The following is a 16,579-nucleotide window of genomic DNA, read 5'->3' on the forward strand; positions in this document are numbered from 1 at the left end:
AATACCAAATAGCCTTGCCCTATTAACACCATCATCTATAGCGTTCAGATTAAATATTTTGTAGCAAATAGTTTAAAAATAGGTCTATTTTTGGGGATAGCACACTTCGGCTTGCGTAGACTGCTCTTAACTCGATAGGTGCAGGGTTTAGCCCTTCCAATTGAACAATGTCTAATTGACCCGATTGAATTTGTTGATGACAAGCTTCTAACGATAAAATAGCAAAACCAACACCACTCACCGCGGCTGCATGAGCGAGTACCCCACTATTCACCCGATATGGGCTATTTATCATCGCTGTGCGTTGCTTGCCTTGAGAATCAATAAAAATCCAAGGCTGACCTTGTAAGGCACTAAGGCTTGAAATACAAGGTAACTTCACTAAATCAGCGATGGTTTTCGGTTTACCAAATTTATGAATCAGCTCAGGGGATGCGACGACCACACTTTGCCAAGATTTCACTAATCTTGAGTGGTAGCTGCTATCCTCAAGCTCTCCACGGTGAAAAGTCAGTAATAAATCAATGTCATCACTAATGACGTCTCGGGGCATTAATTGTGTGTCACAATAGATATTGAGTTGCGGATGCAGTAATGCAAACTTTGCTAATAAATCTGCTAATAATACACTGCCTGCTTCACTCGGAATAGTAAGGCGTAAGGTACCTGTAATCCCTTGAGGGTGACTAATTTGTTGGACAATATCATCCAGTTCACCCACTAATTTTTGGCTTTGCTCAAACAGAATGTTACCCGCTTCCGTTAATCGCATCTGCCTTGTTGTTCGCTCAATCAAACGGCAATTTAGCTGTTCTTCTAATTGCTTAATTTGTCGACTCACATTGGATGATGGCATCGAAAGCTGCTTTGCAGCATTAATAAAGTTACCTTGCGTTACAACCGCAATAAAAACCTTTAATAAATTTAGGTCAACCACCGTGCATACTTCCTTTTCATTCAACATGATTGGCCTAAACTAATAACACTAGCAGTAACCAAATGCCATGATTTTTTGGTAACGCTCTGATAATAAAGCATCCGTATCGAGTCGAGTTAGTGCAGCTAAATCTGCTATCAATTGCTGTTTTAAATGTTCAGCTGCTAACTGATAGTTTCGGTGCGCCCCCCCTAATGGCTCAGGAATAATCGTATCGATAATGCCTAATTCTTTTAATCGAGAGGCAGTCATTCCCATAACTTCAGCCGCAACTTGCGCTTTTTGAGCGTCTTTCCACAAAATTGATGCACAACCTTCGGGGGAAATTGCAGCATACGTACTGTATTCAAGCATATTAATTCTGTCACCAACACCAATTCCTAGCGCGCCACCCGAACAACCTTCCCCCGTGACAACACAAATAATTGGCGTTTTTAAGCGGGACATTTCTAATATATTCTTTGCGATAGCCTCGGCCTGTCCACGCTCTTCAGCGCCTACGCCAGGGTACGCACCCGCTGAGTCTATCAGTGTAATAACAGGTAATTTAAAACGTTCCGCCATTTGCATTAAGCGTAACGCTTTACGGTAACCTTCAGGTGATGGCATACCAAAATTACGCATCACTTTCTCTTTGGTTGTTCGTCCTTTTTGTTGGCCTAAAACCATGACAGGACGCCCTGCAATACGCGCCAAGCCTCCCACCAGCGCTTTATCATCAGCAAATGCGCGATCTCCCGCCAACTCCTGAAACTCAGTAAAAATTAAAGAAATATAATCAAGGGGATATGGTCTTAATGGGTGCCTTGCTAACTGTACGATTTCCCATGCACCAAGAGAAGAAAAAATGGTTTTCGTCAATGAGTGAGACTTTTTTTCTAACAGTTTGATTTCTTCTTCAAGCTTAATTTCGCTAGGATGCCCCTGTTGCTTGAAGGCAACCAGTGCTTCTATTTTGTCATTAAGTTCAACTATCGGTTTTTCAAAAGCCAAAAAATGAGTAGACATACAGACCTTAAAATCATTAACACAATTTTAAGAGTGTAAAGGGTTATTCTATCCCATTCTATGATTGAATTTGGGATTAATTAATATCAAATATGGGATAATTGATGGGTTATTTATGCTTGATATGGTTTAATTTTAGGCTGTTATTCAGGATTTTTTGAAAGTTTGGACATAAAAAATGGTTCTCTTCTGGGCAATTAGCTATATGAATAATGCCATCTTTTAACGCCAATAAATTTTGGATCGTCTGTTCAATTTCTTCAGCTTTAGCCATCAGGCTGGCTCTCTCTATATTGGGGCCATCTTGGTGATTAAGCATTGCCGCAATTTCATCGAGTGTAAACTTAGCCTGCTGCCCTAAACTTATCAGAGATAAACGGGTTATCACATCTTTGCCATGATAAATACGCTTTAAGCCTTTTCTGCCAATCGGTTTAATTAACCCCTTCTCTTCGTAGTAACGAAGCGTTGAGGCCGCTAAACCTGACAGTTGACTCACTTGTGAAATATCTAATTCATCATGCATAGAACGATAACCCGTTAATATTATAACATTGTAGGCGTTAGCTTCTGCCGTAATAGCACAGTAATATTGCCATTCATAAATATTTCACGATCAATAACATAGCCTAATTTCTCGGCAACGCGTAATGACGGTAAGTTTCTCGGCTCAATAAAACAAATCGTTTGCTGATACTTATTTTGCGCTTTTAACCAACTCAGCGCCGCTTGCATCGCCTCGGTTGCATAGCCTTTGCCTTGAAATTCTGGTGCAATGACCCAACCTGCTTCGGGAATTCCTTTTATTTGCGGCTCAACCATTCGATGAAAGTCCGCAAACCCAAGGTCACCAACATACTGCCCTGTTGCTTTTTCCCTTACCGCCCAGTAACCAAAACCCAACAATGGCCATAACCCACCATAGGCTAGCATTCTCATCCATGATTCTCGTTCGGTTGACGGCATACCGCCGATATAGCGTACCATGGATTCTGTCGCCCACAGTTTTGTCAACGCGGGGAAATCACTGACTTGGTGTTTCGATAAAATCAGTCTTTCTGTTTCTATTTCAGGTATTAAAGCCATAGATTGCATCTCCTTGCTATCTAAATGGGGGTTCATCAAAGGTTCTTAACTTCCGAGAATGTAATTTATCCCCTTCTTGATGTAATAAATCAATAGCACGAATACCTATTTGTAAGTGTTCTGAGATAGCCCCTTCATAAAAGCTATTCGCTTGGCCTGGTAATTTAATTTCCCCATGTAATGGCTTATCTGACACACACAAAAGCGTACCATAAGGTACTCTAAAACGATAACCTTGTGCAGCTATGGTTGCGCTTTCCATATCAACAGCAACTGCACGGCTCAGACTAAAGCGCCTTGCTGTAGCAAAGAAACGCAGCTCCCAGTTTCTATCGTCTGTCGTCACCACAGTTCCAGTACGTAAACGTTGCTTAACCAATTCGCCAGGCATATTACTGACTTGTTTAGTCGCATCATAAAGTGCTCGTTGAACTTCTGCGATGCTCGGAATAGGAATATCTGGCGGTAATACATCATCCAAAATATGGTCATCACGTAAATAAGCATGCGCAAGAACGTAATCACCAATATTTTGGCTTTCCCTTAACCCTCCACAATGACCAATCATTAACCATGCGTGTGGTCTTAATACCGCTAAGTGATCACAAATGTTTTTTGCATTTGATGGGCCAACACCAATATTCACTAATGTTATTCCTGAGCCATCTCGTGCAATCAGATGATATGCAGGCATTTGGAATTTTTTCCACGTCATGTCTGAAATAGCAATTTGTGGATCCGCATTTTCAACCGTCAGGTAGTTATTACCAACACAAGACAACGCAATATAACGGCTCTCAGGATCACGGATTTGCTCACAAGCCCAACTGACAAACTCATCCACATAACGGTTATAATTGGTAAATAATATATACGGTTGCACATGCTCTGGTGGCGTACCAGTATAATGTTTAAGGCGTGCAAGTGAAAAGTCTACACGTAACGCATCGAAATGCGATAAAGGCATTTCTTCCGAAACGGTATATAAGCCATCGGTAATATCATCACTGATATGGGCTAAATCTGTTATCGGAAAATGAGCGGCAAGGCTACCACTCATACTTCTATCAAGGACTAAATCCGAGCCATCAATTACAAACGGATATGGAATTTCCGTCTTAGACGGACGAACTGCAAAAGATACATCATAATCTTGCTGTAAAATAGAAAGTTGTTCCGTTAAATAATGGCGAAATAACTCTGGTTGAGTCACAGTGATGGAATAATTTCCTTTTTTTACAAAGCGTGCATAGGCACGGGTTTTTTCACAGTGATCAATTTTTCCTTCCCACGTCACACAAAGCTCAGGGTAAGCAAATAACCCATTTTCTCTCTCGTCTGTATTTGGTATCTGCCCTTTTGTGACATAAACAGCAATGGCATCTCTTAATGATTGAATGGCATTTGAATATAACAACGAAAGTTTATCCAAAACATCTTCAATAGATAAGTTTTCATTTTTCTGGCATTTTTCCAAAGACACACACAACTCCTAATCAGATGAAGTAATCTCCCGATAACATAGAGTATCAATGTGACAGTTGCAAAACATATCACCATTAATGCATGACGAATGATAAAACTATAGGCAAGGTGAACACGGCGATAATAGTTTGCAATGTAATGATCCCAGCCATTAATTGGCTATCACCATTCAACTGACGAGTCAAAATATAGGCCGTTGGTGCAGTAGGGATGGCAAAAAATATCACCAATAAAATCGTTTCTAAGTTTGGCAAAGAAAACAATTTAGCCATTATTAACGTTAATACAGGCATAGCAAGCAAGCGTAATAATGTTGATAGTATGATTGGTTTGAATTCTTTACGCAGTGTTGTTGTTTGCAGCGCACCACCAATACAAATCAATCCCAATGGTAAACTTGCTGCTGCGAGTAATTTTAATAATTGTTCAGAACCAAAAGGTAGCCCCACAGGCGATAAATTTAACAAAATTCCGATAACACAAGAGAGTATTAACGGGTTTTTAATGATGGGTAATAAGAGTTGTTTTACTGACACTTTTTTCCCTGAAGATAACGCCAGCACCGCGATAACATTACAGCTTGGCACTAAAATTGCCATAATAACTGCGGCAACGGCAACCCCCTCTTTACCAAATAAATCGGCCACAATAGCTAAGCCTAAATAAGTATTAAAACGCGTGATCCCTTGAATATGCGCACCAAATCGAGGGACAGTTATTTTGCATAAATATTTACTTATCAGCACTAATAATGAACTTATCGCTAAAATGCAGAGGATCGCACTACCTAAATAAGCTAACTTAGGATTATTTAAAGGAGCACTTGCTAAGCTATTAATTAATAAGGCGGGAAATAAAATAAAATAGTTGAGTTTTTCGGCTCCAGGCCAAAAATCAGGCGAAAATAACCGAGTACGTCTTAATATAAAGCCTATCGCAATCAATGCAAATAGTGGCCAGAGCACTAACAATATTTTACTCATTATGATTTATCTTTTTATATCAGTCCATTATAAGAAGTTACTCCAGAGTTTAACGTTAATTTTTTGTAACGGATAGGTAAAAAAAGCCCTCATTAACCATATCCTTCCGATTTTATGATTGGTTTAACAAAAATATCATACAGCGTATCTCCCCTTTACTCTTTTGTTCGTATTTTAGCCAGATTCAAGGTCGACCGTGCATCAGTAAATCAGCAAATGACATTATCCAACCTTAATTTTGAAATACTATTTGCTTGCCTGATTAATTTTATGTATTTTTATTCACTATAAATGCATAATTAAAGAGGTTTAAAATGTTTAAAAAGCTCGTTTTTGCTGGTTGTATGACACTGGCTGCATTCGCAGGGAATGTTTACGCAAAAGACAGTTATACCGTAGGTGCTGGTGGAACATATCGACCATTTGAGTTTGAAAATAGCCAAAAACAATTGGAAGGTTTTGATATTGATATTATTAAAGCCATTGCTGATGCAGAAGGTTTTGACGTCAAACTGGTTAACACACCATGGGAAGGTATTTTTGCCACTTTATCCTCAGGGGATAGAGATATTTTAATTTCAGGGATAACTATCACAGACAAACGCAAAAATATGGTTGATTTTTCCAATCCTTATTTTCCTGCTGAACAAGCTATCGTGATCGGTGAGTCTTCCAATGTTACCGATTTAAATAGCTTAAAAGATTTAAACGTTGGTGTTGTTAATTCCAGTACAGGGGATATTGTGGTCTCCGATGTAATTGGTAAAAACAGCACATCAATTAAACGTTTCGATAATACACCTTTATTGTTGCAAGAACTGTATGAAGACGGCATTGACGCAGCAGTTGGTGACGTTGGTGTCATTAAGTATTACATCAAAACTCACCCAGAGAAAAAATTTAAATTAATCTACGATAACCATTTTGAAAAACAATATTTCGGTATTGCGGTTGCTAAGGGAAATAGTGAATTACAACAAAAGATTAATAATGGTTTAAATACCATCCTTGAAAATGGCACTTATAACCAAATCTACCAAAAATGGTTTGATGCAAATGTTCCGCAATTACCAAAACAATAGCTTTATTTAATTTAAAGCCATCTTTAGGTGGCTTTTTCTCGTTATAAATCAGGGTGAAATTAAGATGTCTGCGTTTCGTTGGGAAATAATTGAAGAGTACGCCCCACTATTTGCTGAAGGCGCATTAATGACCATAAAGGCCACCATTATTTGCGTTATTTTAGGCTCTTTGTGGGGGCTCACGCTTGGGCTGGGGAGAACGGCCAAAGCGGAACAAGGGATTTGGAAACCCATTTTACGCTATTTCGTACAATGGCCCGTGCGTTTTTATGTTAGCGCCTTTCGTGGTACACCATTATTTGTACAAATAATGGTTGTTCATTTTGCATTGGTTCCATTATTTATTAATCCGCGTGATGGGTTGTTCGTTACATCAGGGTTAATGTCCGTTGATACCGCCAAAATGCTACGTTCTGACTATGGTGCATTTTTATCTTGTGTCATTGCTATTACTTTAAATTCAGGGGCTTATGTTTCTGAGATTTTTCGTGCAGGCATTCAATCAATTGATAAAGGGCAAATGGAAGCCTCGCGGGCGTTAGGAATGAGTTGGGCAAAAACAATGCGTAAGGTCATTCTTCCGCAAGCTTTCCGCCGAATTCTACCTCCTTTAGGTAATAACGCGATTGCTATTGTCAAAGATTCATCACTTGCTTCCGCAATTGGTTTGGCCGATCTCGCCTATGCTGCGCGAACTGTTTCTGGGGCATATGCCACATACTGGGAACCCTACTTAACAATATCAATAATTTATTGGATGCTGACATTTATACTCGCTCAGTTAGTGCAATATATGGAAAGAAGGTTGGGCAGAAGTGATTTACGTTAATGATTTACAAAAAAAATTTGGGGATACCCATGTTTTACGCGGAATCTCTTGTGAGATCCATCCGCAAGAAGTTATCTGTGTTATTGGTCCTTCTGGCTCAGGGAAAAGTACTTTTTTACGTTGTTTAAACGCACTGGAACGCCCTGACGGCGGTGAAATCAAAGTCAATGGATTTGATGTTCATGACCCAAAAACAGATCTCAATAAAATGCGTGAAAATGTTGGTATGGTTTTTCAACGCTTTAATTTATTTCCACATATGACAGTGCTTGAAAATTTGATGATGGCTCCGACACTCGTTAAAGGTTTAAAAAAAGAGCAAGCGTTAAAACAAGCTGAGCAGCTTTTAGTCAAAGTTGGCCTATTAGATAAAATTGATGCGTGGCCTGCAAGCCTTTCTGGTGGGCAGCAACAACGTGTTGCCATTGCACGAGCATTAGCAATGCAGCCGTCTATTTTATTATTTGATGAACCGACTTCAGCACTGGATCCCGAGTTAGTTGGTGAAGTATTGTCTGTTATGAAAACGTTAGCAACTGAAGGTATGACGATGGTTATTGTCACACATGAAATGGGCTTTGCCCGTGAGGTTGCGGATCGCGTTATGTTTATTGACCAAGGCATCATTCAAGAAGAAGGTCCTCCTGAACAACTATTTTCAGCACCTAAAAACCCTCGTACTGCAGAGTTTTTAAGCAAAGTTCTCTAATTACCCCGCCTGCTTATCAACATAAGCAGGCTTTTCTGATAGCTCAATTCCTTTTTTCTCCGTATGCTAAGAATATTATTCTTATATAATTAAACTTAACCTATGGATATTAAAAGCCTTTGTAAGCATTACCGCTCAGGGAAAAAATTCAAATATGTTTTTTTCTGGGGGCACCAAACCAAACAAAATCAAGTCACGAAAAGCTGCTTTAGTCAGTGGTACCCTTCACCGTTTATTGTCGATGGGCACCGATTCGCAAGTGCAGAGCATTTTATGATGGCAGAAAAAGCACGTTTATTTGGTGATATTGAAACGTTAGGAAAAATCATTCATGCGCCTAACCCAGGAGCAGCAAAAGCGTTTGGTCGCGAGGTTCGTGGATTTAAACAAGATGTTTGGAATGATAAACGTTTCGAAATTATTGTTGCCGCGAATATGGCCAAGTTTAGCCAAAACGAACAACTTAAAACATTTTTACTTTCAACCAACGAGCGCGTATTAGTTGAAGCCAGCCCTGTTGATAAGATATGGGGAATAGGCCTTGCCGAAGATGCAGAAAATATCGAAAATCCACTCACGTGGAAAGGATTAAATCTTTTAGGTTTTGCTTTAATGGAAGTTCGCTCCCAACTTGCAAGTTAAACATATTTTTTGCACTTAATCCCACTCCACTAAAAAGCCCGTTGTTATCAAACAACGGGTCAGTCAGTCACTGAAATGTAGGATATGCTACTACATTGATTACAATGGCATTCTATATTCAATCACCCCTGGTTTCTCTGCCACCCAGTTATACAGTTTTTGCCCGCGTAAATTAGTTTCTTGTGTATGCCAATATAAGCGACCACATTGTTTATCTTGTGCTTGCACTTGAACAAATTCAATAAGCTGCTTACCAACGTGACGCCCTCTCATTTCTGGCGTGACATACAAATCTTCTAAATAGCAAAAGTCATTTTTTGCCCATGTTGAACGATGAAATAAATAGTTGACGAAACCAACCACTTTGCCATCTTCAAGAGCGACTGCGCAGTGCATAGGCTCATTATCGTCAAAAAAACGCTCCCAAGCTTTTAATGTTACCTCTTCACTTAATTCAACTTGATAGAACTTTTGGTATTCCAACCAATACACTAACCATTCTGGATAATGTTCTGGGGCAACAAACTCAATCGTAACTGGTAATGTAGCTTTATTCATAATAACCCTTCCATTTGTAGATATATTACATAATGTGGTTATAGTACAATCCCATCTGGTGCTGTATAAGATACACTTTTGTTATTTATTTAGGATCCACTTATGCGACGTAAACAACAAGCTCAGTTTCCATTGCTCCTACTTGATAAGGGATATATAAAAGAAAATGTGTATCACACGATCCGCAATGCAATCTTAGATGGTCGTATAGCTTCAGGTGTGAAACTACCGTCCTCAAGGGCTTTAGCTGAGATGATGTTTATTTCGCGTAACTCAGTCATTGCAGGCTTTGAGAGGTTAATTGATGAAGGCTATTTGTATTCCAAAAAAGGCTCTGGCACTTATGTGTCAGCAAATATTCCTGACGAATTAGTTCGTACAGCATCGACTTCACAAACAATTAAGCAGCCTGAATATAATGCACTTAATCTTAATCCTAAAGTCGCAATATTGACAAGTTTGTGGAATCAATCACGACCAAATACAAAATCGCGCCAAATGTTTAATATTGGTATTGGTTGTGTTGATCAGTTTCCTCATGAACTATGGGGAAGATTATTAGGCCGTGTTTGGCGTAAATCGAAACAAACTATCCCTTTTTTCAATCATCCAGATGGGTTTACGCCCCTTAAGAAATTGCTGGTGGATTATGTTCACTCCACTCGCGGCGTTCACTGCAAAGAGAAACAAATTATCATTGTCAATGGAACACAACAGGCAATTAACTTAGCTGCGAAAGTACTGTTACAACAAGGTGATAAAGTTTGGCTTGATGACCCAGGCTATGACAGCGCTCGCGCTATTTTAACTGCAGCAGGGGCTGAAGTTTCACCGATACCATCCGATTCCGAAGGCATGGATATCGCTTATGGTGCGAAACACCATGGAGATGCCAAATTAGTTTATACCGCTCCTTCCCATCAATTTCCTTTAGGCACTACATTAAGTCTATCCCGCCGTTTAGCATTGCTTGATTGGGCACAACATAATAATGCATGGATTTTTGAAGATGACTATAACAGCGAGTTCCGTTTTTTATCTAAGCCAATTCAAGCATTACAAGGCTTAGACAACCAGCAAAGAGTCATTTATGCTGGCACATTTTCAAAAATGATGTACCCAGGGTTTCGCTTAGGTTTTTTAATTGTGCCAGAAGTTCTGAGTGAAGCATTTACCATGATGAAATACTACAGTGATAGCCATTGTGGATACCTAGAGCAAGCCTCTCTAGCCCAGTTTATTCAAGAGGGCCACTATGCTCGCCATGTGCGTAAAATACGCAAAATATGCCATGATAGGCAGAACGCGTTTTTCAATGCGATTAACCTGTACCTCCCTCATTTATTTGAAGTACAAATGACAGATTCAGGAATACACACTGTATGTTGGATAAAGGCTGGGTACGATATTAATCTTATACTTGAACAGTGCCGCTTATTAGGTTTTGGTGCACAACCTTTATCACGATATTGCATTAAAAGTACCAAGCAAAACGCCATTTTATTTGGTTATGCAGCACATACTGAAACTGATATTGTGCACAATGTGAAGTTACTAAGTGAGCAGATGAATAAGATATACCCAAGCTAAACAAAGAAGATTTTACGCTTTTATCTGATAGTCAGATTTTTGCTAAGCTTTATAACTATACCTTAATGATATTCTTTCATTTATATTGAGGTATTGTAATGATGCAAACAAACTACCCCTATGAATATGAAGTGGGTGATATTGTTTTTACCAGTATTGGTACCGAGTTATTTCGTCAAATTGCTTCAGCCTCTTTATGTTGGAGCAACCATGTCGGTATGATCATCGGGCACGATGGTGAAGATTATTTAATTGCCGAAAGCCGTGTGCCTTTATCCACAACCACGACACTTTCACGTTTTATCGCTCGTTCTTCAGATAAGCGTTATAGTGTGCGCCGTTTCGCCAACTCGTTAACACAAGAGCAAAAAAATGCCTTGGTTGCACAAGTCCCTGCCCGTTTAAATAAGTTTTACCATACGGGGTTTAATTATGAGTCGCCAAGGCAATTTTGTTCTAAATTTGTCTTTGATATTTACCAATCTGCCTTATCTGTACAAATTGGTGAAATTGAAACGTTTGAAGAATTATTAACAAAGAATCCGAATGCAAAATTAAATTTTTGGAAACTTTGGTTTATTGGTCAAATACCTTGGGAACGCACTACTGTAACGCCCGCCAGTCTGTGGAATCATCCTGAGCTATCGTTAGTTTACCGCAGCCACGAAGATATCCACTAATTGAAGAATAGAATATTAGCGAAGTCACCGAACGTCGCCTAAAAGTGGCTTAGTATACTAAGCCACTATTTCCCTATCATTAAAGCTTGAATTGCCATCAAGCTGATTTGCTGCAATATATCACTCAATAAACGTTCATCAATTTGCTGAGCATTGAGTCGCTTAAGAAAAGGTTTTCGCGCGACAACAAAACCTAATACTTGTCCTATCAATACATGAGCTCGGATAATCGCGGTTTGTTTATCAATGCGATTAATCGTTTGGATCAGCCCTGACAAACGTGTATGGAAAGGTTCGATAAAGTCCCGATAAATAACATCATAATTTTCTGTAGGCTCAAGTTGCTCACGAAGAATAAGCACGGAATAATATTCATGCTTTGGTAATAACAACGCATTCCCTAACCCTGTTATCAATAAACTAATTAACTGATTTGCTTGCGCCTGCTCAATAGGTGTTTGTTGCATAGCTAGTTTAAGCTGTGCATCAAACGCCTGAACATTACTTTCCCGAGATAAATCGCTCGCAATTTTTTGAATAACAGCGCAATAAACACCTAGCTTTCCCCCTAAATGATAGGGAATTGCAGACTGGTTAACACCCGCACTTTCAGCCAATTGTCGCGTACGAACGCCATTGATGCCATGAATCGCAAATTGTTTAATCCCTTCATTAATTAACTTTTCTTTCGTTAACTCTGATGAAAGTATGTTTTTATTTGTGTCATTCATATCTTGCTGTTATTCCTAAAATTATATGTCCGCGCGCATAAGATAAGTAGAATTATTATTCAGTTCAATCCCCCTATCTTTACCGACAACCACTGTGCCACCGAGATTACATAAATGATAGCCAAATGCGCAGTTAGGTTCAAAGGCAAACGTCATCCCTTCCTGCAAAACTAATTCACGCCCTGGATTTGGCAACCGTTCCAATTGACGGTATTTTTGGGCAATAGGTAATGACTCAATACCAGGGGCTGTGCCAAAGCCAATAGGCCCATAAGGATTAATACTGTGGATCAATGGATGTACATGCCACCCCTTCGATTTTAACAGCGGTTTTTCCATTTCATCCACCACTTCACCGAATGTGACCCCCTCTTTAAGGTACTCAACACCAATTTCATAGCATTCCCTTGCAACAGCTGCCGCTTTTTCGATATTGGGATGAATTTTCCCCACCGCAACCGCAGCTTGGTGCTGTGTTTCATACATGCCATACAGAGCAAATATTTCTGTTAACACAATATCACCTTGCTGTATCTTTCGTGGCGTTTGTGAACGGTATTGCCACGCAGGCTGACCCCACCCAATATATTCAGGTCCTGAACCCATCAAAATTTCGGCAGTGAATCCCCCCATAGATAAACATTTCGCGGTGACTGCCGCCGCAATATCCGCCTCTGAATTACCGACAATAGCTGTAGAACGCATCGCTTCACTCATTGCCTCACCTATCATTGCAGCATATTTTACATGCTCAAGTTCTTCTGCACTTTTCACGGAGGCGAGTTGAAAAAACGAGCGGTAAACAGGGACAAAATTTAACTGAGGTAAACGCGCTTTTATTCCCGTCAATGTGTTATACGGCATTGCACCATCGAAATAAAATGGCGGGTAAGGCTCTAACCCCACTACACCAACATTCGCATTTGCAGACACACCTAAATCAACAAATACCTGCGCAATATTACGCCCTGTTTTCCCTACAACTATTTGCTCTGGTGATATCCACTGCCTATCACCTCGCATTTGTGCTTGCATATGATCAGCTACCATCATGGGGGCGAATGTGACTACCAGTGGGGCTTTATCTTGATGGAAGATCACAACCGACCCTAAACGATCATTGGTGAAATAGTGATCAATACAAAACGGTGCAGGTGCCGCTGATTCCCTGTCCCCATAAACCATAAGGACTTCAAGATCATGCAGTTTCATGATTTTCCGCGCAATCCCCCATCGTCTATCGCGTTCTTCAAACGAAAATGGACTTGGTATCGTTAGGTTATTCATCTGTTTCCTCTCTTATTTATATTTAATTCATTTGAATGAATTAAATATAGTCCGCATTGAGAGATAAAGTCAAACCCTTGCTTGACCATTTTGTGCTAATGACTAAATTCTATTTTGATATGCAATCAAATAGTGAAAGATTCTAATCCATTGAAAACAGCTCGCCTAAAACAAAAACGCCTCTTTATCAGAGGCTTAGTTAAAGGCAAATAAGATAAAGCTAAAGACTCTAGCTTATTTTTCGATAGGTGACTTGTTATTATTTTTTCTTGTTTAACATCGATTTCAAATCAGCAAATGGGTTATAAGTTGCCGCTTCGATATCATTTTGTGCATCTTCCCCCGCCACAACATTGGTGCCATACATGTCTGCTTCTGTGTATTTTGAATGCTCATGATCATGGCAAAATAAACATAATAGCTCCCAATTGCTGCCATCTTCAGGGTTATTGGTATGATCATGGTCGATATGGTGAACCGTTAACTCGCGTAAATTAGAATATACAAACTCGCGAGTACAACGTCCACACACCCAAGGGTAAATTTTTAGGGCTTTTTCACGGTAGCCGCTTTCTAAACGTGCGTAGTTTTTAGGGATTAGAGCCATTGCCGACATTCCTATTTCAAAAAATTATTTAATGATAATTCATCTAATATACCTCAAGTTAGACTGAAATAAGAAATCTAAGGCAACAAAAAACCCAGATATTGATTCTGGGTTTCTCTTGATTCGCTATTATTCGAATAGATTACTTATTTAACAGCTCTCTACGGATAATCTCTGCCCCTGCACTTAAGGCATTGAGTTTACCCGTCGCAACTTGGCGCGACAGTGGTGCCATTCCGCAGTTAGTTGATGGATAAAGCTTATCTGCATCCACAAATTGAAGTGCTTTACGCAACGTATTAGCGACCTCTTCTGGCGTTTCGATGACATTACTTGCCACATCAATCGCCCCGACCATCACTTTTTTGCCACGAATGAGCTCAATTAAATCCATTGGAACATGGGAGTTATGGCACTCCAGTGAAATAATATCGATACTCGAAGTCTGCAGCTTAGGGAATGCTTCTTCATATTGGCGCCATTCAGAACCCAACGTTTTCTTCCAGTCTGTATTGGCTTTAATGCCGTATCCATAACAGATATGCACTGCTGTTTCACACTTCAGGCCTTCAATCGCCCTTTCCAGCGCCGCCACCCCCCAATCGTTCACCTCATCAAAAAATACATTAAACGCAGGCTCATCAAACTGAATAATATCAACGCCTGCGGCTTCGAGCTCTTTTGCTTCCTGATTCAGGATCTTAGCAAATTCCCATGCCAGTTTTTCACGGCTTTTATAATGGTTATCATACAACGTATCAATCATAGTCATTGGGCCTGGTAATGCCCATTTAATCGGCTGTTTCGTTAACTGGCGCAAAAATTTAGCATCTTCAACAAAGACTGGTTTTTGACGCTCAACAGCCCCAACTACCGTCGGAACACTCGCATCATAACGATCACGGATTTTAACCACTTCACGCTTTTCAAAATCAACGCCACTGAGATGTTCAATGAATGTAGTCACAAAATGCTGGCGAGTTTGCTCACCATCACTCACAATATCAATCCCAGCACGCAATTGATCTTCGAGGGATAAACGCAGCGCATCTTGTTTCCCTTCAATTAATTCTTCATTTTTTAACTTCCAAGGCGACCAAAGGGTTTCAGGCTGAGCAAGCCAAGAAGGTTTTGGTAAACTGCCAGCGGTAGATGTTGGTAATAATGTTTTCATAATAATTGACCTTAAATTTTTATCATTAATCAAAGTGCGTAGCTAGCAGACCATTGTTCTAGAATATGCTTATAGGGTTCAATAAAATGCTCTTCTGTATATTTCCCCTGTTCAATAGCCAATCGGCTACGTTCTTCGCGGTCATAAACAATTTTTGTTAACGAATAATCTTGGTTCGTTAAACTCGGTTGATAACATTGCCCTGCAACTGAATTTGCATTATAAATTTCTGGGCGATAAATTTTCTGGAATGTTTCCATCGTACTGATCGTACTAATCAGTTCAATATTGCTGTAATCGCTCAGCAAATCTCCCGTAAAATAAAAGGCTAATGGAGCAACACTGTTTTGTGGCATAAAATAACGAACTTGTAATCCCATCTTTTTAAAATATTGATCCGTTAATGAAGCTCCATTTTGCTGATATTCGATACCTAATACTGGGTGCTGATTACCCGTGCGATGGTAAACATCTTTATTTGAGACGCTTAAACAAATAACTGGCGGCTTATTAAAATGTGCTTTGTATTCGTTCGAGTTAACAAAACATTTAAAGATATTTCCATGTAAATCGCCAAATTTTTCAGGAATACTAAAGTTTGTTTGGTCTTTATTGTGATCTAACAATAAAACACTGAAATCATAATCACGGACATAAGAAGAAAAATTATTACCGACAATTCCCTCTGTACGTTGCCCCGTCTTGTTATCAACGATGTTTGTTTTTAATACCTCAATCACAGGGAAGGTATCGGCATTATTTTCAACACGCATTTCCACAGAAATAATTTCAAGCTCAATTGCATATCGGTCACTTTTCGGGTTATCCCAATAGGCTAACGTATTAAAACGGTTGTTCATCATGGCAAGCGTGTTACGCAAATTTTCTTGACGATTTTTCCCTCTAGCTAAATTAGCAAAGTTAGTTGTGATCCGTGTATTTTCAGAAGGATTATAATTTTCATCAAAAAGACTACTTTTAATCGTAAATGTAAAATTTTTGTTCATCGTCTTGTCGCACCCTAAATTCCAAGATGGAAACTAAATTGACTTCTTGATTTTTTAGAAGTTTTTGTTTCTCATTCATCAATCTTTATGTTGTAAATAAGTTAACTTGTTAGCGTTAATTCATTTATGCCAGAGCCGCTGAATGAGTGAAAGCGACTTAATTTCACTACAACATGAATGAAAT

18 protein-coding genes are annotated in these 16,579 nt (G+C 39.4%); 6 read left to right on the plus strand and 12 right to left on the minus strand.

Annotated elements, in window-relative coordinates:
• Positions 1-49: 49 nt before the first annotated feature.
• The 6 genes from ACE2AL_RS10840 to ACE2AL_RS10865 all read right to left on the minus strand — a co-directional run bounded on the left by ACE2AL_RS10840 (position 50) and on the right by ACE2AL_RS10865 (position 5,499).
• Positions 50-964, minus strand: a complete 915-nt coding sequence (locus tag ACE2AL_RS10840; RefSeq protein WP_272573631.1) for a LysR family transcriptional regulator — start codon at positions 962-964, stop codon at positions 50-52.
• Positions 965-985: 21 nt separating this feature from the next.
• Positions 986-1,945, minus strand: a complete 960-nt coding sequence (gene accA / locus ACE2AL_RS10845) for an acetyl-CoA carboxylase carboxyl transferase subunit alpha (protein ID WP_206084287.1) — start codon at positions 1,943-1,945, stop codon at positions 986-988.
• Positions 1,946-2,054: 109 nt separating this feature from the next.
• The gene (locus ACE2AL_RS10850) at positions 2,055-2,471 is read right to left on the minus strand and encodes a helix-turn-helix domain-containing protein (protein WP_375083493.1); all 417 of its coding nucleotides are present in this window, start codon (positions 2,469-2,471) and stop codon (positions 2,055-2,057) included.
• 20 nt (positions 2,472-2,491) lie between these two features.
• Positions 2,492-3,067, minus strand: a complete 576-nt coding sequence (locus ACE2AL_RS10855; protein WP_206084283.1) for a GNAT family N-acetyltransferase — start codon at positions 3,065-3,067, stop codon at positions 2,492-2,494.
• On the minus strand, positions 3,048-4,508 hold the full coding sequence (locus ACE2AL_RS10860; protein ID WP_371007212.1) for an AMP nucleosidase: 1,461 nt from the start codon (positions 4,506-4,508) through the stop codon (positions 3,048-3,050). Before ACE2AL_RS10860 ends, ACE2AL_RS10855 begins: the two co-directional genes overlap by 20 nt.
• 82 nt (positions 4,509-4,590) lie before the next feature.
• On the minus strand, positions 4,591-5,499 hold the full coding sequence (locus tag ACE2AL_RS10865; protein ID WP_272680926.1) for an AEC family transporter: 909 nt from the start codon (positions 5,497-5,499) through the stop codon (positions 4,591-4,593).
• Positions 5,500-5,813: 314 nt separating this feature from the next.
• Here ACE2AL_RS10865 and ACE2AL_RS10870 point away from each other — a divergent pair, with 314 nt between their 5' ends.
• From ACE2AL_RS10870 to ACE2AL_RS10885, 4 genes are all read left to right on the plus strand, one after another.
• On the plus strand, positions 5,814-6,581 hold the full coding sequence (locus ACE2AL_RS10870; protein WP_206084277.1) for a basic amino acid ABC transporter substrate-binding protein: 768 nt from the start codon (positions 5,814-5,816) through the stop codon (positions 6,579-6,581).
• A gap of 64 nt (positions 6,582-6,645) precedes the next feature.
• Positions 6,646-7,410: an amino acid ABC transporter permease gene (locus ACE2AL_RS10875; protein WP_206084275.1), complete on the plus strand. Its 765-nt coding sequence runs from the start codon at positions 6,646-6,648 to the stop codon at positions 7,408-7,410.
• Complete coding sequence (locus ACE2AL_RS10880; RefSeq protein WP_206084273.1) at positions 7,397-8,119, plus strand: amino acid ABC transporter ATP-binding protein; 723 nt, start codon at positions 7,397-7,399, stop codon at positions 8,117-8,119. The genes ACE2AL_RS10875 and ACE2AL_RS10880 overlap by 14 nt, the downstream gene beginning before the upstream one ends.
• 102 nt (positions 8,120-8,221) lie before the next feature.
• Positions 8,222-8,761, plus strand: coding sequence for an NADAR family protein (locus ACE2AL_RS10885; protein WP_375083494.1), 540 nt, complete (start codon positions 8,222-8,224; stop codon positions 8,759-8,761).
• Between the two features lie 99 nt (positions 8,762-8,860).
• Here ACE2AL_RS10885 and ACE2AL_RS10890 read toward each other — a convergent pair whose 3' ends face one another.
• Positions 8,861-9,319: a GNAT family N-acetyltransferase gene (locus ACE2AL_RS10890; RefSeq protein WP_206084264.1), complete on the minus strand. Its 459-nt coding sequence runs from the start codon at positions 9,317-9,319 to the stop codon at positions 8,861-8,863.
• Positions 9,320-9,421: 102 nt separating this feature from the next.
• Here ACE2AL_RS10890 and ACE2AL_RS10895 point away from each other — a divergent pair, with 102 nt between their 5' ends.
• Positions 9,422-10,909 carry a PLP-dependent aminotransferase family protein gene (locus ACE2AL_RS10895; protein ID WP_206084263.1) on the plus strand — a complete coding sequence of 496 codons (1,488 nt, stop codon included), beginning with the start codon at positions 9,422-9,424 and terminating at the stop codon, positions 10,907-10,909.
• A 101-nt stretch (positions 10,910-11,010) separates the two neighbouring features.
• Positions 11,011-11,589, plus strand: coding sequence for a YebB family permuted papain-like enzyme (locus tag ACE2AL_RS10900; RefSeq protein ID WP_206084444.1), 579 nt, complete (start codon positions 11,011-11,013; stop codon positions 11,587-11,589).
• 65 nt (positions 11,590-11,654) lie between these two features.
• On the opposite strand, the gene ACE2AL_RS10905 is transcribed toward ACE2AL_RS10900, so the two are convergent.
• The 5 genes from ACE2AL_RS10905 to ACE2AL_RS10925 form a co-directional block, all read right to left on the minus strand.
• Positions 11,655-12,320, minus strand: a complete 666-nt coding sequence (locus tag ACE2AL_RS10905; RefSeq protein ID WP_272538449.1) for a CerR family C-terminal domain-containing protein — start codon at positions 12,318-12,320, stop codon at positions 11,655-11,657.
• A 21-nt stretch (positions 12,321-12,341) separates the two neighbouring features.
• Positions 12,342-13,607, minus strand: coding sequence for a Xaa-Pro peptidase family protein (locus ACE2AL_RS10910; RefSeq protein ID WP_206084259.1), 1,266 nt, complete (start codon positions 13,605-13,607; stop codon positions 12,342-12,344).
• A 259-nt stretch (positions 13,608-13,866) separates the two neighbouring features.
• The gene (yajD, locus tag ACE2AL_RS10915; RefSeq protein WP_206084257.1) at positions 13,867-14,214 is read right to left on the minus strand and encodes a YajD family HNH nuclease; all 348 of its coding nucleotides are present in this window, start codon (positions 14,212-14,214) and stop codon (positions 13,867-13,869) included.
• Positions 14,215-14,356: 142 nt separating this feature from the next.
• Positions 14,357-15,388: a methionine synthase gene (locus ACE2AL_RS10920; RefSeq protein ID WP_206084255.1), complete on the minus strand. Its 1,032-nt coding sequence runs from the start codon at positions 15,386-15,388 to the stop codon at positions 14,357-14,359.
• 29 nt (positions 15,389-15,417) lie between these two features.
• On the minus strand, positions 15,418-16,395 hold the full coding sequence (locus tag ACE2AL_RS10925) for a DUF1852 domain-containing protein (protein WP_272573633.1): 978 nt from the start codon (positions 16,393-16,395) through the stop codon (positions 15,418-15,420).
• Between the last annotated feature and the right edge of the window lie 184 nt (positions 16,396-16,579).

Source organism: Providencia xihuensis, assembly GCF_041953405.1.
Lineage (GTDB): Bacteria > Pseudomonadota > Gammaproteobacteria > Enterobacterales > Enterobacteriaceae > Providencia > Providencia vermicola.

Bases quoted from the DNA above. Each gene is read 5' to 3' on its own strand.
- ACE2AL_RS10840 (WP_272573631.1), bottom strand. From the start codon at position 964: ATGTTGAATGAAAAGGAAGTATGCACGGTGGTTGACCTAAATTTATTA.
- accA (WP_206084287.1), bottom strand. From the start codon at position 1,945: ATGTCTACTCATTTTTTGGCTTTTGAAAAACCGATAGTTGAACTTAAT.
- ACE2AL_RS10850 (WP_375083493.1), bottom strand. From the start codon at position 2,471: ATGCATGATGAATTAGATATTTCACAAGTGAGTCAACTGTCAGGTTTA.
- ACE2AL_RS10855 (WP_206084283.1), bottom strand. From the start codon at position 3,067: ATGAACCCCCATTTAGATAGCAAGGAGATGCAATCTATGGCTTTAATA.
- ACE2AL_RS10865 (WP_272680926.1), bottom strand. From the start codon at position 5,499: ATGAGTAAAATATTGTTAGTGCTCTGGCCACTATTTGCATTGATTGCG.
- ACE2AL_RS10870 (WP_206084277.1), top strand. From the start codon at position 5,814: ATGTTTAAAAAGCTCGTTTTTGCTGGTTGTATGACACTGGCTGCATTC.
- ACE2AL_RS10875 (WP_206084275.1), top strand. From the start codon at position 6,646: ATGTCTGCGTTTCGTTGGGAAATAATTGAAGAGTACGCCCCACTATTT.
- ACE2AL_RS10885 (WP_375083494.1), top strand. From the start codon at position 8,222: ATGGATATTAAAAGCCTTTGTAAGCATTACCGCTCAGGGAAAAAATTC.
- ACE2AL_RS10890 (WP_206084264.1), bottom strand. From the start codon at position 9,319: ATGAATAAAGCTACATTACCAGTTACGATTGAGTTTGTTGCCCCAGAA.
- ACE2AL_RS10895 (WP_206084263.1), top strand. From the start codon at position 9,422: ATGCGACGTAAACAACAAGCTCAGTTTCCATTGCTCCTACTTGATAAG.
- ACE2AL_RS10900 (WP_206084444.1), top strand. From the start codon at position 11,011: ATGCAAACAAACTACCCCTATGAATATGAAGTGGGTGATATTGTTTTT.
- ACE2AL_RS10905 (WP_272538449.1), bottom strand. From the start codon at position 12,320: ATGAATGACACAAATAAAAACATACTTTCATCAGAGTTAACGAAAGAA.
- ACE2AL_RS10910 (WP_206084259.1), bottom strand. From the start codon at position 13,607: ATGAATAACCTAACGATACCAAGTCCATTTTCGTTTGAAGAACGCGAT.
- yajD (WP_206084257.1), bottom strand. From the start codon at position 14,214: ATGGCTCTAATCCCTAAAAACTACGCACGTTTAGAAAGCGGCTACCGT.
- ACE2AL_RS10920 (WP_206084255.1), bottom strand. From the start codon at position 15,388: ATGAAAACATTATTACCAACATCTACCGCTGGCAGTTTACCAAAACCT.
- ACE2AL_RS10925 (WP_272573633.1), bottom strand. From the start codon at position 16,395: ATGAACAAAAATTTTACATTTACGATTAAAAGTAGTCTTTTTGATGAA.